The sequence below is a fragment of the Bacillus tequilensis KCTC 13622 genome, from assembly GCF_000507145.1.
GTDB classification, from domain to species: domain Bacteria; phylum Bacillota; class Bacilli; order Bacillales; family Bacillaceae; genus Bacillus; species Bacillus tequilensis.
The window spans coordinates 39,024-59,475 of the sequence record NZ_AYTO01000031.1; the positions used below are offsets into that span (position 1 = coordinate 39,024).

Here is a 20,452-nt window from a genome sequence, read left to right on the forward strand (position 1 = left end):
GGCTTTAATCGATAGAATTAGTAAGATTTTTTCTGGCGTCTGTCACCTGAACCTGAAGAACGGCGATCGTTTGAACGCTTTTTGTCATAGGAAGAACGGTTGTTGCTTTTCCCTTTTCCGCCGCGGTAGCCGCCGCCTTGCCCGTCTCTGCGTTTAGAAGAGCGTTGGTTCTTATAGCGTTTGCTGACCATCGGCGCTTCGTCTGTTAAGCGAACCGGTGTGTCGTCCGGCTCTTTTGTAGCCATTTTGATAGCCGCTGCAACCACTGTTACTGCATCATGATCTTCAAGCAGCTCAGCTGCCGCTGTCATGTAGAAGTTCAGGTTGTTTTCACTGATTGTCGTGCGAAGACGTTCAACAGTAACCTGCTGCTGGCCTTCTAACGCTTCATCAAGTGTAGGCTCCTTCATGCGGTCCATTTTGCGTTTTGTTGTTTGTTCAATTGCGCGAAGCATGCTTTTCTCACGCGGTGTAATGAACGTCATCGCCATACCTGTTTTTCCTGCACGGCCTGTTCTTCCGATACGGTGAACATAGCTTTCAGGATCTTGAGGCACGTCGAAGTTGTACACGTGTGTTACGCCTGAGATATCAAGTCCGCGAGCGGCAACATCAGTTGCGACAAGAACTTCGATTGCACCTTCTTTAAATTTGCGAAGCGCAACCATACGTTTCGCCTGCGTTAAGTCACCGTGAATTCCTTCAGCCGCATATCCGCGAAGGTTCAGGGCTTCAGCAAGCTCATCGACACGGCGTTTTGTACGTCCGAATACGATCGCAAGCTCAGGAGACTGAATGTCAAGAAGACGAGTCAGTGTATCGAATTTTTTGCGCTCTTGCACTTCTAAATAGAACTGCTGAATGTTAGAAACCGTCATTTCTTTCGCTTTTACTTTTACATGTTCCGGTTCAGTCATGAAGCGCTCTGCAATGCGTTTGATCGGCGCTGGCATTGTAGCAGAGAACAGAAGTGTCTGATGCTCGCTCGGCACGTTTGAAAGGATAGATTCAATGTCATCAATGAATCCCATGTTCAGCATTTCATCGGCTTCATCCATTACAACAGTGTTTACGTTGTTTAAACGAATTGTGCGGCGGTTGATATGGTCAAGAAGACGTCCAGGTGTTCCGACAATGATATTCGGATTTTTCTTTAACGCCCGGATTTGCCGTCCAATATCCTGCCCGCCGTAAATAGGAAGAACCTTCGCACGCTTATCTTGTCCGATTTTATATAATTCTTCTGATACTTGAATGGCTAATTCACGGGTTGGCGCGATTACGATTGCTTGAATATTAGGAGACTCGGGGTTAATTTTTTCAACAAGGGGTATACCAAACGCAGCTGTTTTACCTGTACCTGTTTGCGCTTGTCCAATGACGTCTTTATTTGAAAGTCCGAGCGGTATTGTTTGTGCCTGAATCGGTGTTGCTTCTTCAAATCCCATACGATTAATTGCTTTCATGAGATCAGAACTTAAATTAAAATCTTGAAACGTTATAGTCAAATTATTCAAACTCCTTCTAATTGCTGTTTCAGTAATGTCGTGATTTACCACTTATAAAACTGCCCTTTAAACCAAAAGGACAGGATCCATCCGTATACAAAGCCCGAATTACTTTACATTTTATCTTACCATTACACTATTGGTTTTTCAATAAGATGAGAAGCAGATCCGCTTCTCGAATATGCCGGCTTGCTGCTTCATCCGCTTCCAAATGTCCGGCGGAGAACTTCGGGGCAGCGGAAGAAAGTCCGGACGAGTATTTACGCATCATGAAATAACCTGTCTTTATTGTATCATAGCCGCAGCCGGCCAGACATACATAATTTCCGGCCGGCATACATTATTGTTCGCACATCATATTATTTTATGATGCCATATGCGGTTTTTTTGCAGTTTTTTTATGAAAGCGGGCTCTCTATTAAATCTTTAACGATTTCTTCAAGCTTCATACCTCTGGACGCTTTGAATAAAATCAAATCTCCTTTTGACACGTTTTCTTTCACAGCTTGGAGGAGATCTTTTTTTTCGGTGTAATGGCTGACGCGGTCTTTCTCAAAGTGTTCCAGTGCGCCTTCCGCGATAAAAGCTCCCAGCTTTCCGTACGTAAAGACACGGTCGATTTTTTCAGGGCAGATCACAGCGCCGCACTCTTTATGAAACGTCTCTTCAAGATCGCCGAGTTCAAGCATATCACCAAGCACGAGCATTTTTTTTCCGTAGCCATCAAGGCTTTCAGTCAATTGAATGGCCGCCTTCATGGAAGTCGGACTCGCATTATAAGCGTCATTGATAATCGAAATGCCGCTGTCTGTTTTGATGAGTTCAAGTCTCATGCCGGTTACCTTTAGTCCGCTTAATCCTTTTGCCGCATCCTCAGGGGTGATACCGAAATAAGCTCCCGCGGCAATCGCAGCCATGGCGTTCATGACATTGTGTTTTCCAAGGATCGGAATAAAAAACGTTTTTTCCATTCCTTTGATGGTAAAATGGGTTCCCGCTTCACTCTGGCTGACATCCTGAAGCTGATAATCATTTTGCGCTCCAGTTCCGTACGTTTTCGTTTGGCAGCTGTACGCTTTTTGAAGAAGCGGCTCGTCACCGATATAAATCAGCACTCCGTCTTCTTTAAGCCCGTTAATGATTTCAAGCTTCGCCTCCGCGATGCCTTCTCTTGAACCAAGGTCCTGCATGTGGGATTCACCGATATTCGTAATCACTGCCGCATCCGGGTTTGCCAAGCGGGACAATAGGTCAATTTCTCCTTTGGCGCTCATTCCCATCTCCAATACAGCGATCTCCGTATCTTCAGGCATGGCTAAAACCGTCAGGGGCAGACCAATGTGATTATTGAAGTTTCCTCCTGTTTTGTGAACGCGGTACCGGGTTTCCAAGACAGCGTGAATCATATCTTTCGTTGTCGTTTTCCCATTGCTTCCGGTTACCCCGATGACACGAGTGCCAAGCTCCCGCAAATATGCTTTTGCAAGCTGCTGAAGAGCGGAAAGGGTGTCGTCCACTAAGATAACGGCTTGATTCTCGGGCGGATTTGGTTCTGACCGATCCCAAAGAACGGCCGCAACACCGGCTTCAAAAGCCTGCGGCACAAAAGTATGGCCGTTAAAATGTTCCCCTTTCAGCGGGATGAAAAGCTGGTGCTGTTCCAGTTTTCTTGTATCAGTTGCCACTCCATAAATGACTGTTTGTTCATATTGCGGATTTGTCAGTGTGCCTTTGACCATCTCGGCAATGTTCTTTACTGTTCGCTTAATCAAGTGAGGTCCCTCTCTTTCTTGTGATATACGGGAAAAGACACTGCCTTTTACCGGCAGTGTCCATTTCATTAGAATGTATGCTTGATCAATTGTTTTTCAGCATGGCGTTCTTTTGCAAGCTCCACAAGCTGTTCAATCAGGTCTGCGTATTCCACTCCAGCCTCTTTCCAGAGCAGCGGGAACATGCTGAAAGGTGTAAAACCAGGCATTGTATTGACTTCATTGATCAGAAATTCGCCGTCAGCTGTCAGGAAAAAGTCCGCTCTGACAAGGCCTGACCCATCGATCGCTTTAAACGCCTTAATCGCCATGTCACTGATTTTCGCGTATTCCTCATCGGTCACATTCGCCGGAATCATCAGATCGGTGTCTCCATCCTCATATTTCGCTTTGTAGTCGTAGAAATCTGTCTTCGGCGCGATTTCTCCCACAGCAGAGCATTTAGGATCGTCATTTCCAAGAACGCCGATTTCGATTTCGCGGCCGTTAATTCCTTCTTCAACGACGACTTTACGATCATATTGGAATGCCAGCTCAAAGGCTTTTTGCAGTTCTTCACGGTCTCGGCACTTGCTGATTCCGACACTTGAGCCAAGGTTCGCCGGTTTTACGAAACAAGGGTAGCCTAATTCCTGTTCGACCTGCTCACAGCTTTCTTTCGGTGAACGAGTCCAGTCTTTCTTAAGGAAAGCTGCGTATTTAGCCTGAGCAAGGCCGGCTTGCGCGAATAAATGTTTCATGACGACTTTATCCATGCCGGCTGAGGAAGCAAGCACACCATTGCCGACATAAGGAATATTCAACAGTTCGAGCATTCCTTGAATCGTTCCGTCTTCCCCGTTCGGTCCGTGGAGGAGCGGGAATACGACGTCAATAGATTCATTTTGCTGTGACGCTTCCTGCGGAAACATCTCCTGATTCAAGGCAGCTGGAGAAAAAGCACTGCCTCCCTGCTCAAATTGAAGCATTTTCACGTTAGAAACAGGCTCAGTTAAACGGGTGCCTCTTACCCATTCGCCTTTTTCAGTTATATAAATCGGATGTATATCAAACTTCTCAGTATTTAGCGCTTTGATTACAGCCAGAGCTGTCTGCAGGGAAACATTATGTTCTGCCGACTTTCCTCCGTATACTAATCCTAGACTTGTTTTCAATGGATACTCCCCCCACTACAATTCATCTTTACTATCTTATCACTTTCACGAGAAAATGATCTAATTATTTTTGGGCATGCTGATGTTGAATGCATATATATGTAATTCCTTTTTATTTTATATTAAAATGACATTGAAAAGGAGATGTGACATATGAAAAAAATCACAACAAACGAACAATTTAATGAACTGATTCAATCTGATAAAGAAATAATCGTAAAATTTTATGCTGATTGGTGCCCAGATTGCACACGCATGAATATGTTCATCGGCGATATTCTGGAAGAGTACAATCAAAACGATTGGTATGAGCTCAATAAGGACGAGCTTCCCGAACTTGCTGAAAAATACCAAGTAATGGGTATTCCCAGCTTGCTTATCTTCAAAAACGGTGAAAAAACAGCTCACCTTCACAGCGCCAATGCCAAAACGCCTGAAGAAGTGACTGAATTTTTATCTGAACATATAAGCTAATTCGTTAAACAGCCTTATTTTATGTCGTCAGGCTCTACATGAACATGAACATGTGTGACATCGTGTTCATGTTTTATTTTGTCCTCTACTTCATCCGCCACTCCATGCCCTTCTTCTACTGTAAGCTTCGGATCTACCGTAATGACCATCTCAATATGAACGGTGCTGCCTAAATACCTCGCTTTCACATCCTTTAGACGATGTACATTTTCAATTCTGGCGACGGTTTGTTTGTAAGGCTCAAGATCTTTTAATTGGAAGCCGTCTGTTAAGGAATGTGAAGCGTCTTTAAAGATATCCCAAGCCGTTTTGCAAATGATGATGCCGATGATAAAAGCTGTTACCGGATCGATCCACGGCAGCTGCAGCTGAGACGAAAAAACACCGATAAACGCGCCGGCACTCACATAAGCGTCTGACCTGCTGTCCTTCGCCGCCGCCATCAGGGCAGAGCTTTTAATGGATGCCGCCAGCCTTTTGTTATACAAATAGATGCCATACATAAACACAGCACTTCCTAACGCCGTCCATGCCGCGATAAGGTTTGGCGTTTCCGTAGTTCCGTCCGCTATCGCTCTTCCTCCGCCGATTAACACTTCAATGCCGACAGCCATCATAATAAAAGACGCAACAAGAGACGAAATTGTTTCAGCCCGATAATGGCCATATGGATGATCGCTGTCAGCCGGCCTTTGGGAAATACGCAATCCAATCAGCACAGCTGCTGATGCTACAATATCTGTTCCATTATTTAATCCGTCTGCTCTTAACGCTTCGGAATGATATAGAATCCCAATGACAAGCTTCACAACAGCAAGGATGACATATGCCAAAATATTGAGGAGCGCCCCTTTTTCTCCCTTTTTCAGATTTTCTGTCCGCTCCATTGAATACCAGCCTCCATTCTATTACTTAGTATGGTTCAATTCATAAAAAATAGTAGCGGCAGCATTTTCAATGAAGAGTGCCATTTCGACAGCAAATTATTGCCCGGGAAACATTTTGTCGATCTTTTGAACACTTTCATATTTTGGAAGAAAAGGACTGTTTTTACCTTTACAGGCTTTTGGGGACATTGTATAATGAAGTTAATTGATAATGATTATCAATATCGTTCGATTGGAGGTTGGTGACATAATGACACCTCAGTCAGAAACCAGAAAAAAACAGCTCATTCATCTGTTAATTCAGAATGGTATATACAAAAAGTCAAAGCGTCATTTGTATGAATTGTCGCTTACAGAGTTAGAAAGTGAATACAAACATGTCAGGAGGGCGCCAGAGCATGTCGAAGCGTAATGTGAAAACGTACCAGCAGCTGATACAGGAAAACAAAGAGGCAATTATCGGCAATCCAAAGCTCATGAACGTGATTTATGACAGGATTGACCGTAAGCATCAAAAAAATCTCCAAGAGCAAAACAATACATAAAAAGAGCCGGGAAGGCTCTTTTTTTATGACTCAAACGCCTCGGCAGCCAGTTTTTGGATTACAGCGTCATCCATCGGCGGGTTATGGAGACCGGCGCGCACATCCCGATAATAGCGCTGAAGCGGGTTAGTTCGTTCAAGGCTTTTGGCCCCTACGATTCTCATTGCTTTATCGACAACAGACAGCGCAGCATTTGTAACGATATGTTTCGCTGCACCGAGCTCACTTCTCAAGTGGGGACGGCGTTTGGGATCGTCATACAATTGAGCGATATGGAACAGAAAATGTCTGGCCTTAAGCAGTTCAAGCTCCATTTCACCGGTTCTTTGCTGGACGGCTGGGACATCCTTGATCGGTCCGTTCAAACTGTTTGGTGAATACTCAGAAGCAAATTGTACCGCATAGTCTCGTGCTGCTTGAGCAATGCCAAGATAAACCGCCGGAATATGAAGCAGCCAGCCATTCGGCTTCGCTCCCCGGGGCCCTTGAAGCAATTCCACCAGTTTCTCCTCATCGAGCGTTACCTCATTCAGTACAAGGTCATGGCTTCCTGTCGCCCGCATCGCACTCATATCCCACGTTTCTTCAATCGACAAACCGGGATCATCTTTATGAATGAGAAAGACGCCTGTTGTTTGTTTTTCTTCCATCCATGCGGTCACTAAAAAATAATCCAGCGCTTGTGACATCGTCGTAAAGGTTTTTCTTCCATTCACTGTCCATTTGCCATCCTTTTTGACGGCGTTTGTACCGGGACGCCCTCCTCTTGTCGGGCTTCCTGTTTGCGCTTCTGTGGCCGCCCTGTTGATGACGGCTCCATTTTGAACTTCCTTGGCAATAAACGCAAACACATCCTTATCCCAGCTGTTGCCTTCCCCGAGCTCCCCGATTACGCTTAAATGCCAGCCGATGCTCAGTGCTGTAGGAGCATCTCCCTGCGCCAGCCGTTCTTGAAACAAAAGCATATCGTAAACAGAAATGCCCCCGCCTCCATAAGACGACGGCAATGTTAATGACGTATATCCGGCAGCACGCAATTTTTGTATTTTTTCGACAGGAAAACGTCCCTGTTCGTCATCTTCAGCGGCTGTTTGCTGAAATTCATCCGCAAGCCGTCCGATTTTTTCCATCCATTGCCGTTGTTGATCGTTTTGTATCAATAATGACATCCGGCAGCCCCCCAAGTTTTTAATTCCGATAAATTTAATATGTATTATAGATTTCCCGCCGCCATTCCGCAACTGTTAACCTTTTTGTCCGGTATAGAAAAACACGCCGTTCCCCAGGGAACAGCGTGTTTACACAGGATTTGCATCCCGGTCTTGTTTCATACCGAGATAAATCAGCATATATGTCAGGTAACCCATTGTCATCACAAGGCCGCCAAAGAAAAAGCTTGAGAAAATCGGCTCTTCAAAAGCGGTCACTGCTGCAAGCACAATCCAGCTGGCATACAGATAGATGATGAAATAGCGGATGCCCGTCTTCATTTTATATATCATGTACAGCCCCGCGAGAGAGAACAGTCCAAGCGCGAGCCTGAAATAAACAAGATGTTCAAACTGAAACATAAATGACACAAATGAGAATCCAAGCAGCAATACGATCGGTAAAGCGGTAATAAAGTTCCTCAATCGAGACACCTCCGTCAGTACCTTTAGTATAAACCAAAATATCAAATGATATTGATTTACGTGAGCTTTTTCACAAAAATGTCATTCCTTTCCTTCACACCCGGACATCTCGCTTACAGAAGCACCACCAGCCAACGGCGATGAAGAATATGGCATGTATGATGATAATTCCCGCTGAAAACAACGGCGTCATGCCTGAAAATAGGACTGTCTGTCCACTGCTGTATTGGGTAAAGTCAGTGTTCGCAAAAAGCAAAAAGCTGCCCCATTTGTTTTCAAAGAGCTTCATGATCTGGACAAGTGTGCTCGCTCCATATAAAACGACAAAAGAAACGACGACTGCTACGGCGCTGTTGCGAAACAGTGAAGAACAAAGCAGCCCGAATAATCCCATCATGACGGCTTCAAGCCAGTTTGACCCGATCAGTTCAAGGGTGTTGATCAGCAATGTCTTTGATTCCGCGCTCACGGATGTGCCGAAAAAGACGAGACCGAATAATAATGACAGAATGTAGTATGCCAAATACAAGTAAAAGCTGACCAGCACGACTGTGATTAATTTTGACCAAAAAATCTTTTGCCGTTTTACCGGACGAATGAGCAGAAATTTGATCGTCTTTTTATCAAATTCCATTGAGACAATTGTTGCTGCAATCACGATCGTTAAGGCCTGCAGCAGGATGTTCAGGCTCGGTGTATACGATAAATAGCCGATAAAGTTTTCATCTGTTCCGGCACCGATGACAATCCGTTTAATGATCAATGCCATGAAAAATTGAAAGACTGCCATCAGGATAAGAGATACCAGTGTGACCTTCCGATTAAAAAGTTTCATGTGTTCATTCCAAATTAACTTAGACAAGTTCTTCTCCCTCCTCTTGATGAGCAGTTGTCGCTTTTATGAATTCGTCTTCCAGTGATTGTGTGTAAGGCCTAATAGAAAAGACATTCAGATCTTGTCCGACAAGTAAACGGTTCAGTTCCGGAATATTTTCTTTTGCCACCTCAACAACAATCGCCCCGTTTTGCCGCTCAGCTAGATATTGATTGCCTGTCAGCCAATTGAGCGCTTTTTCTTCCGGCTGCACTTCAATGACCGCTTTCTCTGTTTTTTGATCCGTTCCATGTAAGCTGACTTCCGCTTTAATTTCGCCTTTTTGAATGATGATGACACGGTCGCACAGATCCTCAACCTCACGCAATAAATGTGTCGCGAACAGGACTGCTGTTCCTTCTATTTCTGCGAGCTCCTTAATATGGTCACGAAAATCCTTCATGCCTGCAGGATCGAGACCGTTTGTCGGCTCATCTAATATAAGAAGCTTCGGCCGATGAAGAATCGCCTGGGCGATGCCAAGACGCTGGCGCATGCCGAGGGAATAGGTTTTCACCTTATCGTGAATCGCTGACGTCAGCCCGACACGTTCCACTACTTCATCAAGTCGTTCATCGGTTATTTTTTTGTGCATATTTGCAAAGTGCTTTAGATTTTCCCAGCCTGTCAGGTACGGATAGAACTCAGGGTTCTCGACGATCGCCCCAACAGCTTCCATCGCTTTTTCAAACTCTGTATCGTGCTGGAATCCGCTGATTGTCACGCTTCCGCTGTTTTGTGTTAACAGCCCGACGATGATACGGATGAGGGTTGTTTTTCCGGAACCATTCGGACCGAGCAGGCCGATAATTTCTCCCTCCATGACGTCCATGCTGATTTGTTTGAGTATTTGTTTAGATCCAATCTTTTTATCGAGTCCTTCAATATGTAAAATCGGCTCAGCCATAAAGCCTTCCTCCTTTTTCGACAAAAAATAAACAGTGCCTAAAAATAGGCACTGTGTGTATTATAGCATTTGTTGCTTCCAAATGTTTGGTTAAACCGATAGCGTCGGCGTTTGCTCTGGCTGTTTGTTCTTTTCGGTTTCTGTAATGATGACGGCGCAGGCTGCGTCACCTGTTGTGTTCACCACTGTACGGAGCATATCGAGCAGACGGTCAATGCCGAGAATCAAGCCGATTCCCTCGACTGGCAGGCCGACAGATTGAAGCACCATGGCGAGCATAATCAAGCCGACTCCAGGTACACCTGCGGTTCCGACACTTGCCAGCACCGCCGTCAGTATGACCATCAGCAGCTGCGTGAATGTCAGATCCTGTCCGAATACCTGTGCAATGAAGATGGTGGCTACCCCTTGCATGATGGCTGTTCCATCCATATTAATTGTAGCGCCGAGAGGCTGAACGAAGCTGCTGATCGGCTCAGGCACTTTTAATTTTTTCTGGGCTACATCCATTGATACCGGCAAGGTCGCATTGCTGCTGGACGTACTGAACGCGACGACCATGACCTCTGAGAAATCTTTAAAGAACGTAATCGGATTTCGTTTCGCAAAAAGTGCAATCGTTGAACCGTACGTCACGATTGCATGAATGATCAGGGAGAGCGTCACAACAATCATATACAGTCCCATCGCCTTAATTGCGCTGAAGCCTTGGCTGCCGATTGCAGTCGCAATCAGACCGAACGTTCCGTATGGCGCAAATTTCATGACCAAGTTGACGAGATACATCATCAGTTCATTTCCCTGTTCAACGACTTTTAGAAGCATATCCGCTTTTTTGCCGAGCATCGTGATGCCGAGCCCTACAAAAATAGAAAATACAATGATTTGCAGCATATTTCCTTCTGTCATCGCTTGAACGGGATTCGCAGGAATAATGTTCAGAAGAGTATCGGCAATACTTGGAGCTTCCTCAGCATCAAACTTGGCAGATGAAACATCATATGTCCCAAATTCACCAGGTTTAATCGTAAGAGCAAGAATAAGCCCGATCGTAATTGCCACTGCTGTCGTAATGAGAAAATAAGAGATGGCCTTCACGCCGATTCTGCCAAGCTTCTTTGGATCACCCAGCCCGGCTACTCCCAGTGTCAGTGAGAAAAAGACAATCGGCACGACAAGCATTTTAATGAGGTTTAAAAAGATGGTGCCAAGCGGACCGAATACAAACTTATTCAAATTTTCAAATAATTCAGGTGACATAACGTTGAGGACCAATCCAGTCACTGCACCAAGAACCAATGCAATGATGATTTTTGTTGCCAGTTTCATCAGCATTCCTCCCTTTTTTGAAAAAAAGCCCGCGAGAGACTCCCGCGGGCTTTGGCTGTATATCAAACCACAGAGCCCTCTCTTCACACCGATGGGGTTAGCTGACGGGTTCGGACGAAGAGATGTCCGTTTTTCAGATGAAAAATTAACCCCAATAGACCGGGTCCCCCACTCCTTATGCAAGGATTAAGCGTGTGGCTTGCTATTGTATGATTTAGTTTATTTATACAGAAAATATCCAATTTTGTAAACTGTTTTTTGTTACTTTTCTTTCGGATTTTTTTTAGGTCGATCTTCCTTGTTGGTGACATCAAGAATATCAAGGAGAAACACAAAGATCGGAATCCCGATAATTAATCCCCAAATGCCCAAAAAGTGCTCAGAGAAAATGAGTACTGTGAAGGTGAAAAAGATCGGCAGCTCCGTTTTCGCAGACATCAGCTTCGGATTTAAGAAATAGGTTTCGATCGCATGTATGGCGAAGATGACAAGCACAATATAGAGCACATACATTCCGCCGCCAGTGCTGTAAGCGATGATACTGAGCGGGATCAGTGAAATGACGACGCCTGCTACAGGGATTAACCCTAGGAAAAACACCATGATAGAAAGCCCAAACAGCTGCGGGAAATGCATAATCGAAAGCGCAATAAACGTCAGAATGCAGTTGACGAGCGCAATGATGAATTGAGCTTCAAGCACCTTGCCGAACGTTCTTGCAAATTTGCTGCCGAAAAAAGCAAATTCCTCATAAAAGACCGCCAGTTTGCTCGTTTTAAATTTTCCCATGAATTCAGTAAGCCGCTTTTTCTCAAACAAGAAAAACATGCTGAGAATGAGAGCCATTACGATCTGTAAGCCGAATGTGCTGATATCGGCCAGATACGTATACACCACATTGAACCCCTCTTTGACATATGAACTGATATTAATATCCCCGAAAACACTGGTGATCTCATCAAAGAAAGGGATGCTGTCCGGGTGGTACGCAATATGTTTAATCTGCTTAACCAGCTGTTTAATCTGCTCCGCGACGACCGGATAAAATACAAATCCTCCGACTGTCAGCAGCACAGCCAGCAATATATAAAGAAACGTAATGACAACCCGCTGGCTCACGCGGAAAAACCGGCTTAAAAACTGCCGGACGACAGACTCCAAACGATCCATAAGAAATGTGAAAATGAAGGTAAGCAATATTAAGTTGATCATGCTCTTAAATAGATATAACACACCAGTTAACACGAGAAAGATGGAAAAACGCCTTACTCCCGGGTGCTGAAAAAATTTAACTAAAGCTGCCATTTATACACTCCTGTTAGGACAAACGTCCCTCATTCAATATAGTATCCATTTGTAAATTATATAACAAAAAAATGCTGAGGTCTCTGTCCTAACCTTAATAATTCTTAAACAATTAAAAAAACGGCCCCGTGGATGGGCCGTTCTTTTTCAGACTGCTGTTTTCATGCTTTCCACAGCCTCCACGCTTTTCGCTTCATCGAATTCATTTTCACTTTTTGCCACAATGATCGTGGCGATTCCGTTTCCAATCAGGTTCACAATGGCTCTTCCTTCACTCATAAAACGGTCGACACCAAGCAGGAGGGCAAGCCCCTCAAGCGGAATGACCTGAAGCGCTGACAGTGTTGAGGCCAGGACGATAAATCCGCTTCCCGTCACACCGGCCGCCCCCTTCGATGTCAGCATCAGAACGAGGATAATTGTAATTTGCTGCCCGATGCTGAGATCAACTCCAAATACCTGTGCCAGAAAAACCGTTGCCATTGATAAATAAATGGACGTGCCGTCGAGGTTAAATGAATAGCCCGTCGGAATGACAAGCCCGACAACGGATTTCGAGCAGCCATAGCGCTCCATTTTATCCATCATACGCGGAAGCACCGATTCTGAAGAGCTTGTGCCAAGCACGATCAGAAGCTCATCTTTAATGAAGCGAAGGTAATTCCACAGGCTGAATCCGTAAAGCTTGCAGATGATATTTAACGCAACAAATACGAACAGGAACATCGTAATATAAACAGACATCATTAAGCTTGCCAGAGGCTTGATGGAATCGAGGCCGAAGTGTCCGATCGTATACGCCATCGCCCCGAATGCCCCGATTGGCGCCGCACGCATAATGTAGCCGATGATTTTGAAAAAGACGTGAGAAATCTTGTCGAAGAAATCAATGACGCTTTTCCCTTTTTCACCTAATGCCGCAAGACCGACTCCGAAAAGAATAGAAAAGAATAAGACCTGCAAAATGTCCCCTTTTGCGAAGGCATCAATCATGTTGGACGGAACAATGTGTGTGACAAATTCAATCCAGTCGATTCCCTGACCGCCATTTTGCGTGTATTGTGATACATCTCCCTTTTCAAGCTTGCTGTAATCAAGACCGGCGCCCGGCTTCATGATATTGACGACAAATAAACCGATAATGAGCGCGAGAGTCGTCACAACCTCGAAATAAACAAACGCCTTTCCCCCTACTTTTCCAACCTTCTTCATATCGCCCATTTTTGCAATCCCGAGAACGATTGTGAAGAAAATAATTGGAGCGATCACCATTTTAACAGCATTGATAAATGTATCGCCAAGCGGCTTCATTTCTTTTCCGACGTTCGGCCAGACCAGCCCGACAATGACCCCGATGATGACCGCGGTTATGACCTGAACTGTTAAATTTTTAAACAGTTTCAAATTCTTCATCCCCCTGTCCTATTTCCCTTTGTGTCTTTCTTACTAGGATGATAGCGTTTTCAAAAGATATCGGGAAGTTTATGATCATAACGGACATTTTGGTCTTTTTGGTCTCAGGTTTATCCTTTAAACACGTAGCGGTTAACGGGCCGCCCCACTCCTCCGTATTGGACATCCAGCTTAATCGTTCCGTTTTTTTCAAGGTAATCAAGGTATCGTCTGGCTGTCACTCTGGCGATGCCGAGCGCCTTGGCGACTTCTTCTGCAGAAAGGGATGCGGTTTGCCGTTTCAAAAAAGCAGTGACTTCATTCATCGTGAAATGATTCAGTCCTTTCGGCAAATCCTGTACGGGCTGCTGCGGAATATTCAGGATTGCATCGAGCTGTTCCTGGGACAGCGTATCATACGCTTCGATTTTTTGTTTATATTGCTTGTACTTTTCAAGTGCCTGTCTCATTCGCTCAAGCTTAAACGGTTTTAAAATATAGTCGGCCGCTCCATTTTGCAGCATAAGAGAGATCGTTTCCTTGTCTTTTGCGGCGGAAACGACGATGACATCCACTTCAAGCTTTTGCTTTCTGATTTCCTGCAGCGTTTTGATTCCGTCCTTTTTCGGCATGTACACATCGAGAATCACGAGGTCTGGCTGTTTTTCTTTAATCAGCTTAATGCCTTCTTCTCCGTTCCCCGCTGTTGCACAGACAGTGAAGCCTTTGACAGTTGTAATGAAATCCTTGTTTACCTCTTGAACCATCGGATCGTCTTCAATGAGCAGAACCTTCCATTCCTTACGAGCCATGCTGTAATTCCTCCCCCTTCATTGGAAAAACGATAGAAAAAGATGTTCCCCTCCCCGCGTGTGAATCAACCTCTACCGTGCCCGATCCTTTGTCGGTGATTTGTTTCACTAAATACAGGCCGTAGCCTGTTCCGCCTGTTTTATTGACCGTAAACCCTTTGTCGTAAAGGTGCGGCATATGTGCGGGTTCAATTCCGCAGCCGTTATCTTCTATTAAAATAGCAAGGATATCATCCGTTTGTTCGATGCTGATGTCAATTCGTTTGTCATCAGATTGGACGGTTTCAAAGGAACCGAAGGCATTTTCAATCAGGTTGCCGAGAAGCACGACGATGTCATGCTGATCAACATGCTCGGGAAATTGCTGCAGACTGCTGTTTTCATCTATATGAACAGCAATGCCAAGCTCCCTTCCCCTTCTGATTTTGCTCAATAGAAGACCGGCCGCGGCGTCATTTTGAATTGAGCGGTGCAGAAACTCAGTCACATTTTCCTGCTCGGTTGACGCTTGAAATGCGAGCTGCAAGGCTTTTTCAGATTTCCCCAGCTGAATGAGGCCGGCGATCGTATGCAGCTTATTCATATGCTCATGGTTTTGGACGCGGAGCGCCTCCACAAAGTTTTTGACACCGGTCAATTCCTCCGCCATTTTAGCCGCTTCCGTTCTGTCTTGAAAAATCGCCACGGCGCCGATGACTTTTTTCTTCATCACAATCGGAATTCTGCTGCTCATGATGACCTTTCCGCTGACGCGAATTTCTTCATTATAAACGGCCTTGTTCCGCTCCACGATTTCGGGCAGTCGAGAATCCTTGAGAACCTCCCAAATCACCTTTCCAACCAGATCCCCCTGCACCTCAAAGATTTGTTTCGCTTTTTCATTAAAAATCGTGATGATGAGGCGATTGTCGATGGCGATCACTCCTTCATTCATGGAGTGAAACGTTGCTGTCCGTTCTTCATACATTCGGACAATCTCATGGGGCTCAAGCTGGAACATTTGTTTTTTGATATGACGGGCGAGCAGTAAGGAACCTGCAAGGCCGAAGCCGAGAGTCAGCACAACGATGAATGCGATATCTCGTTTTGACTGAAGCAGGATGTCGGCGATCCCCGGCAGTGTTTTCCCGACAAGCACCACGCCGATCTGATTTAGATCGTGATCCTTCACCGGATAAAAAGCGCGGACCGCCGTGCCGATCGCACCCTTAGCTTCTGAGAAATAAATGTGCTCCGCAAACGCCGCCTCTTCGTCTGCACCCCCGGATTTCTTGCCGATGCTCGTGCTGACAGGATGCGTATATCGGGTGTGATTCATATCCATGACGACAATATAGTCTGCTTCATTAATCATCCTGATTTCTTCCACTCCGTGACGAACCGCTTCTGTTTGTTTTTTTCGCGCCAAGGCTTCTTTCACCTCTGTCATCTCTGACACTGTCCGAGCCGTATTCATCAGCCGCTTTTTCAGCTCGCGCTCCTCTGTATGCTGGATATTTCCAATGAGCACAATGCCGCCGATCAAAAAAGAGAAAATGACGAGAATATAGGATAAGATCGTGATTTTCCAGCGGATTGAGAGCTTCTTTTTGTTCATCAGCTTCTCCTTTCAGGTCTTTACGGATGGCATGGCCCCCATTATTCTTAACATAGAGGGAGGGGCTTTTCATGAAGAGTTTGCTTGCATGTCTCGCATTGATGATCGCCGGAATTGCAACCGCTTTATTTATCGGATTCCATGATCGTTCAGGCAGTAAAGAGCTTGTTTATGATGACGATCAGGAAGGTTTACAGAATCAAATCGTGTTTACATTCAGCCATGTGGTTGCCGAAAATACGCCGAAAGGGCTGGCTGCCAATAAGTTTGCCGAGCTGGTAAACGAAAAATCAGGCGGGAAAATAAAAATTGAAGTGTTCCCGAATGGAAGCCTGTATTCGGATATTGAAGAAATTGAAGCTTTGCAAAACGGCGATGTTCAATTTATCGCCCCCTCCACATCGAAGCTCGGCATGCTCTCGCCCGAATGGGGCGTGCTGGATCTGCCGTATGCATTTACAGATTACAATGCCGTCAAAAAAGGGCTGAACGGCAGCATCGGCACACAGCTGTTTGATTCTTTGAAGAAAAACCAATTAAAAGGCCTCGCCTATTGGACAAACGGTTTTAAGCAAATGACGACAAATCGAGGACCGGTCAAAACCCCGGATGATTTAAAAGGACAGGATCTACGCATTATGCAAAGCGATGTGATAGAGGATCAGTTCAAGCTGCTTGGCGCAATACCTCATCAGGAATCCTTCAATTCTACCTTTCAGCTGTTAGAAAACAATGTAGTTGACGGTGAAGAAAATACAATCTCAAACATCTATTCTAAAAAATTTTATAATGTTCAGGACTATTTGACAATAAGCAGCCACGGTTATCTCGGCTACGCTGTCATGACTGATGAGCATTTCTGGAACGACCAGACCCCGGAAACAAGACGCATTTTGACTGAAGCGATGAAGGAAACGACGGAGTGGAATGAAACGTATGCCGAACAAATGAACAAGGAGCAGCTGGAGGAAATCAAAAAGAATTCATCTATTACAATCTATGAGCTGACAGAGAAAGAGAAAAAAGCATGGATGCAGCGCCTTGATCCTGTTTATCATCAGTACGAGCCCATTTTCGGCCGAAAACTGATTCAGGCGCTTTTAAAACTGCGCGAAGAGTCATAGCCCATCTTAATAGGCTGTTTTTTGTTTATCTTTGCTCCTGCCGGAAATATAGAAAGAGATAAACGAAAAAAGGAGATGGGTACATGTTTAAGCATACAAAAATGCTGCAGCATCCTGCTAAACCAGATCGTCCAGATCCGTTATTCGCTAAAAAAATGCAAGAAATTTTAGGCGGGCAATTCGGAGAAATTTCGGTTGCCATGCAGTACTTATTTCAAGGCTGGAATACAAGAGGAAATGAAAAATACAAGGATTTGCTGATGGATACGGCAACTGAGGAAATGGGGCACGTTGAAATGATCGCGACGATGATCGCCAGACTTCTTGAGGATGCCCCGCTTGATCAGCAGGAAAAAGCCGCTGAAGATCCTGTGATCGGCTCCATCCTGGGCGGCATGAATCCTCACCATGCCATTGTATCGGGACTCGGCGCCATGCCGGAAAGCAGTACAGGCGTCCCTTGGAGCGGCGGCTATATCGTAGCGAGCGGAAACCTGCTCGCTGACTTTCGCGCCAATCTGAATGCGGAATCACAAGGCCGTCTGCAGGTCGCGCGCCTGTTTGAAATGACGGATGACAAAGGCGTCAAAGATATGCTCAGCTTCCTGCTGGCACGTGACACGATGCATCAAAATCAATGGCTCGCCGCCATTAAAGAATTAGAAGCACAGGAAGGCCCGGTTGTGCCGGGGACATTCCCGAAAGCACTCGAAAAACAGGAATTTTCGCATCAGCTGATCAACTTCTCTGAAGGCGAAGAAAGCGCCGGACAAACCTGGCTGAATGAAAAAGCGCCGGACGGAGAAGCCTTTGAATATGTGAAAGAAGCAAAAGCTTTTGGCGAAAAGCCTGAGTTAAAACCAGCGCCGCCTTATGTTCATAATACGCTTCCAGGACGCGAGTAAAGACCAAAGCCCAAAACAAGATGTTTTGGGCTTTGATTATGCCTTCAGTACCGTCCAGTCTGGTTCGTATTGGATGTCAGAGTTATGTAACAGATCGTGAATGAAAGGTTCATCCTCTTCATACAGCGTCACTTCTATCGAATGAATCACAGCCTTCTGTTCGTTTCCATCGTAAATGCTGTCATGCTCGTTCTCCATAAAATGGTCATATGCGGCTCTGCTCTCCCAAACACTGATGATCTCTGCGGTCAGCGGTCCATCTATCGTTTTTTGCCAGCCGCCGGCCTGTTTGATGAAGCCATTTACATGTGATAATGCTCCCCACTGAGACTGCGCTTTTGCAAATGCTTCAGCGTTTGCATCGTCTACTTCACATATAATCTTTTTGATTAGCATGGCAGCTCCTCTATGATGACGGTTTTGGCTTGTTTGTGCTCCACACAGAGATTCACCGTCCTGACGTAAGAGCGTGTGCGGTGAACTGTGCCTTTCGGGATCAGCAGGCTGTCATTTGCTTTGAGTACCGCGGTTTCTTTGTCCTGAAAATCGATCAGCAGTTCTCCTTCAAGAACGATGAACAATTCATCTGAGTCGGGGTGATGATGCCAGTCATATTCTCCCGTAAACACTGCAAGGCGCACGCAGTGGTCGTTGACCTCTGAGATTGAAAAATTGGCGTGCTTTTCTTTGACTTCATTTGCGATGGCGAGCAAGTTTTGCATTTCGGACATTAGCGAAAACCCCTTTTTCACTAATTGTATCGCAACATCGGCTTAGATCAAGAAATTTCCACCATAAAAAGCGATCCAGCTGATGCGCCGGATCGCTTTTTATCTTCAGATAGTCTGCCTTTATGCTTTTGATTAGTCGTTGTTGCGGGCGTTTCCGCCTTTTGAGCCAATTTCTTGATAGAATTCTTTATCGTGATTTTTGCTTGTTGCTTCTCCGCCTTTACGGCCGATTTCTTGATAGAATTCTTTGTCGTGATTTTCGCTAGTGGCTTCTCCGCCTTTTTCACCGATTTCTTGATAAAACTCTTTGTCATGGTTTTGGCTTGTGGCTTCTCCGCCTTTTTCGCCAATTTCTTGATAGAATTCTTTGTCATGGTTTTCGCTAGTGGCTTCTCCGCCTTTTTTCCCAATCTCTTGATAGAATTCTTTATCATGGTTTTTGCTTGTTGTTTCTCCGCCTTTTCTACCTGCTTCTTCTCTGCTCATTTTGTTATTGTCTGCCATTTTGAATTCCTCCTTTAATTGGTGTTGGTTGTTGTATTCCCGCTGACAATTCTTTTAAACAAACAAAACACATCGGGTGTGTTTTCATTAAAAAAAGCAGGCGGAGCGCGGTGTCCGTCTGCTTTCTGCTATACCGTTTCTTGTTGTGTTTCTTTCAGCCGCTCAAGAATGCGCCGCTTTTTATACAGCATCATGCCTGTTTCGGTAATGTCGTTTAATGTCGAGCGATTGGCTGATGCACCAAAGACCATTCCCGCGACCGGCACAAGCTGAAAAAGCTTTTTCCAGCCGAATGTGTCACGGTAGCCTAACACGACTTCACGCCAGCCTTGAATTTGAGAAGCGACATTCTTATATATACGGTCTTGATCGTAATCTTTTAATTCCTGCAAAATCGATTTTTTGCCGACAACATCAGCCGATGTCAGCTGCAGACATTTTACGATGAAGACACGCTCTTTTTTCTCTTTTGGGTCATAGCCGTAAGCAACCGCGATATCCTGTAACGTTTTCAACGACAGGCCAAGCACGGCCGGAATATCTGCCGCAAGAGTAAACACGCCGCCCACACCCGTTGTCGCGCCTTGAACGGTTGCGGCGTTGATTCTGTTTTTGCCCATTCCTTCCGCAATTTCATCCATGACAGGCAAAGGCGCTTTTCGGATATCCTCCAACGATTCGTAAGTCTCCTCCGGCAGTTTCTTTTGAAACATCTTGATAATCTGTTTTTCAGATGTCAGATACTGTCCTCCTGTTTGAACAAAGCTTCCCACCTCATCCAAGAGCTTGCCGATCTTTTTCTGGATGAATTCCGGTGTCAGCTTGTCCAGCAGCTGAAACGGGAGACGGCTGAGCTTTTCCCAAAACCAGACTTTTTGCTGATCTTTTTCCCATTTCTCTATTTCTTTTAATTGCTGATGCAAGTCTTCTTTTCGTTCAGTTGTCACCCAATCCGCACTTCCCTTCTGTTTTTTCTACTATATAGTAGTATACCTTCA

Annotated in this window: 23 protein-coding genes and 1 riboswitch; of the genes, 5 read left to right on the forward strand and 18 right to left on the reverse strand. The window is 45.2% G+C overall.

The window, feature by feature from the left end; genetic code table 11:
- Window positions 1-17: 17 nt before the first annotated feature.
- From cshA to V756_RS0109525, 4 genes are all read right to left on the reverse strand, one after another.
- Window positions 18-1,508 carry a degradosome RNA helicase CshA gene (gene cshA / locus V756_RS0109510; protein ID WP_024714455.1) on the reverse strand — a complete coding sequence of 497 codons (1,491 nt, stop codon included), beginning with the start codon at window positions 1,506-1,508 and terminating at the stop codon, window positions 18-20.
- 136 nt (window positions 1,509-1,644) lie between these two features.
- Window positions 1,645-1,845 (reverse strand): hypothetical protein, encoded by a 201-nt coding sequence (locus tag V756_RS01000000122205; RefSeq protein ID WP_240939714.1) that lies wholly within the window; start codon window positions 1,843-1,845, stop codon window positions 1,645-1,647.
- A gap of 61 nt (window positions 1,846-1,906) precedes the next feature.
- Entirely contained in the window at window positions 1,907-3,280 is a 1,374-nt protein-coding gene (locus tag V756_RS0109520; RefSeq protein ID WP_024714456.1) for a UDP-N-acetylmuramoyl-tripeptide--D-alanyl-D-alanine ligase, read from the reverse strand.
- Window positions 3,281-3,348: 68 nt separating this feature from the next.
- Window positions 3,349-4,434, reverse strand: coding sequence for a D-alanine--D-alanine ligase (locus V756_RS0109525; RefSeq protein WP_024714457.1), 1,086 nt, complete (start codon window positions 4,432-4,434; stop codon window positions 3,349-3,351).
- Between the two features lie 153 nt (window positions 4,435-4,587).
- On the opposite strand from V756_RS0109525, the gene V756_RS0109530 reads away from it, so the two are divergent.
- Window positions 4,588-4,908: a thioredoxin family protein gene (locus V756_RS0109530; RefSeq protein WP_003225161.1), complete on the forward strand. Its 321-nt coding sequence runs from the start codon at window positions 4,588-4,590 to the stop codon at window positions 4,906-4,908.
- 14 nt (window positions 4,909-4,922) lie between these two features.
- Here V756_RS0109530 and V756_RS0109535 read toward each other — a convergent pair whose 3' ends face one another.
- Window positions 4,923-5,795 (reverse strand): cation diffusion facilitator family transporter, encoded by an 873-nt coding sequence (locus V756_RS0109535; RefSeq protein WP_024714458.1) that lies wholly within the window; start codon window positions 5,793-5,795, stop codon window positions 4,923-4,925.
- Between the two features lie 250 nt (window positions 5,796-6,045).
- Here V756_RS0109535 and V756_RS01000000122210 point away from each other — a divergent pair, with 250 nt between their 5' ends.
- Together V756_RS01000000122210 and fbpB are read left to right on the forward strand one after the other, a co-directional pair.
- Window positions 6,046-6,207, forward strand: a complete 162-nt coding sequence (locus tag V756_RS01000000122210) for a Fur-regulated basic protein FbpA (RefSeq protein ID WP_032682059.1) — start codon at window positions 6,046-6,048, stop codon at window positions 6,205-6,207.
- The gene (gene fbpB, locus V756_RS01000000122215; RefSeq protein ID WP_081719825.1) at window positions 6,161-6,340 is read left to right on the forward strand and encodes a Fur-regulated basic protein FbpB; all 180 of its coding nucleotides are present in this window, start codon (window positions 6,161-6,163) and stop codon (window positions 6,338-6,340) included. The genes V756_RS01000000122210 and fbpB overlap by 47 nt, the downstream gene beginning before the upstream one ends.
- A gap of 23 nt (window positions 6,341-6,363) precedes the next feature.
- Here fbpB and V756_RS0109550 read toward each other — a convergent pair whose 3' ends face one another.
- The 9 genes from V756_RS0109550 to dctS all read right to left on the reverse strand — a co-directional run bounded on the left by V756_RS0109550 (window position 6,364) and on the right by dctS (window position 16,190).
- Entirely contained in the window at window positions 6,364-7,509 is a 1,146-nt protein-coding gene (locus tag V756_RS0109550; RefSeq protein WP_024714459.1) for an acyl-CoA dehydrogenase family protein, read from the reverse strand.
- A 129-nt stretch (window positions 7,510-7,638) separates the two neighbouring features.
- Window positions 7,639-7,974, reverse strand: coding sequence for a hypothetical protein (locus tag V756_RS0109555; protein ID WP_019257527.1), 336 nt, complete (start codon window positions 7,972-7,974; stop codon window positions 7,639-7,641).
- A 94-nt stretch (window positions 7,975-8,068) separates the two neighbouring features.
- Window positions 8,069-8,836, reverse strand: coding sequence for a DUF2705 family protein (locus V756_RS0109560; protein ID WP_024714460.1), 768 nt, complete (start codon window positions 8,834-8,836; stop codon window positions 8,069-8,071).
- Window positions 8,829-9,755 carry an ABC transporter ATP-binding protein gene (locus V756_RS0109565; protein ID WP_024714461.1) on the reverse strand — a complete coding sequence of 309 codons (927 nt, stop codon included), beginning with the start codon at window positions 9,753-9,755 and terminating at the stop codon, window positions 8,829-8,831. The genes V756_RS0109560 and V756_RS0109565 overlap by 8 nt, the downstream gene beginning before the upstream one ends.
- 90 nt (window positions 9,756-9,845) lie before the next feature.
- The gene (locus V756_RS0109570) at window positions 9,846-11,084 is read right to left on the reverse strand and encodes a dicarboxylate/amino acid:cation symporter (protein WP_024714462.1); all 1,239 of its coding nucleotides are present in this window, start codon (window positions 11,082-11,084) and stop codon (window positions 9,846-9,848) included.
- 72 nt (window positions 11,085-11,156) lie between these two features.
- Window positions 11,157-11,287, reverse strand: a riboswitch (cyclic di-AMP (ydaO/yuaA leader).
- A 58-nt stretch (window positions 11,288-11,345) separates the two neighbouring features.
- Window positions 11,346-12,389, reverse strand: coding sequence for an AI-2E family transporter (locus V756_RS0109575; protein WP_024714463.1), 1,044 nt, complete (start codon window positions 12,387-12,389; stop codon window positions 11,346-11,348).
- Between the two features lie 147 nt (window positions 12,390-12,536).
- Window positions 12,537-13,793, reverse strand: coding sequence for a C4-dicarboxylate transporter DctP (gene dctP, locus V756_RS0109580; RefSeq protein WP_024714464.1), 1,257 nt, complete (start codon window positions 13,791-13,793; stop codon window positions 12,537-12,539).
- A gap of 119 nt (window positions 13,794-13,912) precedes the next feature.
- Window positions 13,913-14,593 (reverse strand): two-component system response regulator DctR, encoded by a 681-nt coding sequence (dctR, locus tag V756_RS0109585; protein WP_024714465.1) that lies wholly within the window; start codon window positions 14,591-14,593, stop codon window positions 13,913-13,915.
- Window positions 14,583-16,190 carry a two-component system sensor histidine kinase DctS gene (dctS, locus tag V756_RS0109590; protein ID WP_024714466.1) on the reverse strand — a complete coding sequence of 536 codons (1,608 nt, stop codon included), beginning with the start codon at window positions 16,188-16,190 and terminating at the stop codon, window positions 14,583-14,585. The genes dctR and dctS overlap by 11 nt, the downstream gene beginning before the upstream one ends.
- 71 nt (window positions 16,191-16,261) lie before the next feature.
- On the opposite strand from dctS, the gene V756_RS0109595 reads away from it, so the two are divergent.
- Window positions 16,262-17,314 (forward strand): TRAP transporter substrate-binding protein, encoded by a 1,053-nt coding sequence (locus V756_RS0109595; protein WP_024714467.1) that lies wholly within the window; start codon window positions 16,262-16,264, stop codon window positions 17,312-17,314.
- An 83-nt stretch (window positions 17,315-17,397) separates the two neighbouring features.
- Window positions 17,398-18,219, forward strand: a complete 822-nt coding sequence (locus V756_RS0109600; RefSeq protein WP_024714468.1) for a manganese catalase — start codon at window positions 17,398-17,400, stop codon at window positions 18,217-18,219.
- Window positions 18,220-18,255: 36 nt separating this feature from the next.
- On the opposite strand, the gene V756_RS0109605 is transcribed toward V756_RS0109600, so the two are convergent.
- The 4 genes from V756_RS0109605 to V756_RS0109620 all read right to left on the reverse strand — a co-directional run bounded on the left by V756_RS0109605 (window position 18,256) and on the right by V756_RS0109620 (window position 20,401).
- Window positions 18,256-18,615: a YdbC family protein gene (locus V756_RS0109605; RefSeq protein ID WP_024714469.1), complete on the reverse strand. Its 360-nt coding sequence runs from the start codon at window positions 18,613-18,615 to the stop codon at window positions 18,256-18,258.
- Window positions 18,609-18,950 carry a cupin domain-containing protein gene (locus V756_RS0109610; RefSeq protein ID WP_024714470.1) on the reverse strand — a complete coding sequence of 114 codons (342 nt, stop codon included), beginning with the start codon at window positions 18,948-18,950 and terminating at the stop codon, window positions 18,609-18,611. Before V756_RS0109610 ends, V756_RS0109605 begins: the two co-directional genes overlap by 7 nt.
- 132 nt (window positions 18,951-19,082) lie before the next feature.
- Complete coding sequence (gene gsiB / locus V756_RS0109615) at window positions 19,083-19,454, reverse strand: glucose starvation-inducible protein GsiB (protein WP_024714471.1); 372 nt, start codon at window positions 19,452-19,454, stop codon at window positions 19,083-19,085.
- Between the two features lie 128 nt (window positions 19,455-19,582).
- Entirely contained in the window at window positions 19,583-20,401 is an 819-nt protein-coding gene (locus tag V756_RS0109620) for an EcsC family protein (RefSeq protein WP_024714472.1), read from the reverse strand.
- Between the last annotated feature and the right edge of the window lie 51 nt (window positions 20,402-20,452).

Coding starts and splice junctions, on each gene's coding strand:
- V756_RS0109605 (WP_024714469.1), bottom strand. CDS start 18,615: ATGCTAATCAAAAAGATTATATGTGAAGTAGACGATGCAAACGCTGAA.
- V756_RS0109595 (WP_024714467.1), top strand. CDS start 16,262: ATGAAGAGTTTGCTTGCATGTCTCGCATTGATGATCGCCGGAATTGCA.
- V756_RS0109570 (WP_024714462.1), bottom strand. CDS start 11,084: ATGAAACTGGCAACAAAAATCATCATTGCATTGGTTCTTGGTGCAGTG.
- V756_RS0109575 (WP_024714463.1), bottom strand. CDS start 12,389: ATGGCAGCTTTAGTTAAATTTTTTCAGCACCCGGGAGTAAGGCGTTTT.
- dctS (WP_024714466.1), bottom strand. CDS start 16,190: ATGAACAAAAAGAAGCTCTCAATCCGCTGGAAAATCACGATCTTATCC.
- gsiB (WP_024714471.1), bottom strand. CDS start 19,454: ATGGCAGACAATAACAAAATGAGCAGAGAAGAAGCAGGTAGAAAAGGC.
- V756_RS0109600 (WP_024714468.1), top strand. CDS start 17,398: ATGTTTAAGCATACAAAAATGCTGCAGCATCCTGCTAAACCAGATCGT.
- V756_RS0109550 (WP_024714459.1), bottom strand. CDS start 7,509: ATGTCATTATTGATACAAAACGATCAACAACGGCAATGGATGGAAAAA.
- V756_RS0109530 (WP_003225161.1), top strand. CDS start 4,588: ATGAAAAAAATCACAACAAACGAACAATTTAATGAACTGATTCAATCT.
- V756_RS01000000122205 (WP_240939714.1), bottom strand. CDS start 1,845: ATGCCGGCCGGAAATTATGTATGTCTGGCCGGCTGCGGCTATGATACA.
- V756_RS0109610 (WP_024714470.1), bottom strand. CDS start 18,950: ATGTCCGAAATGCAAAACTTGCTCGCCATCGCAAATGAAGTCAAAGAA.
- V756_RS0109565 (WP_024714461.1), bottom strand. CDS start 9,755: ATGGCTGAGCCGATTTTACATATTGAAGGACTCGATAAAAAGATTGGA.
- V756_RS0109535 (WP_024714458.1), bottom strand. CDS start 5,795: ATGGAGCGGACAGAAAATCTGAAAAAGGGAGAAAAAGGGGCGCTCCTC.
- dctR (WP_024714465.1), bottom strand. CDS start 14,593: ATGGCTCGTAAGGAATGGAAGGTTCTGCTCATTGAAGACGATCCGATG.
- V756_RS01000000122210 (WP_032682059.1), top strand. CDS start 6,046: ATGACACCTCAGTCAGAAACCAGAAAAAAACAGCTCATTCATCTGTTA.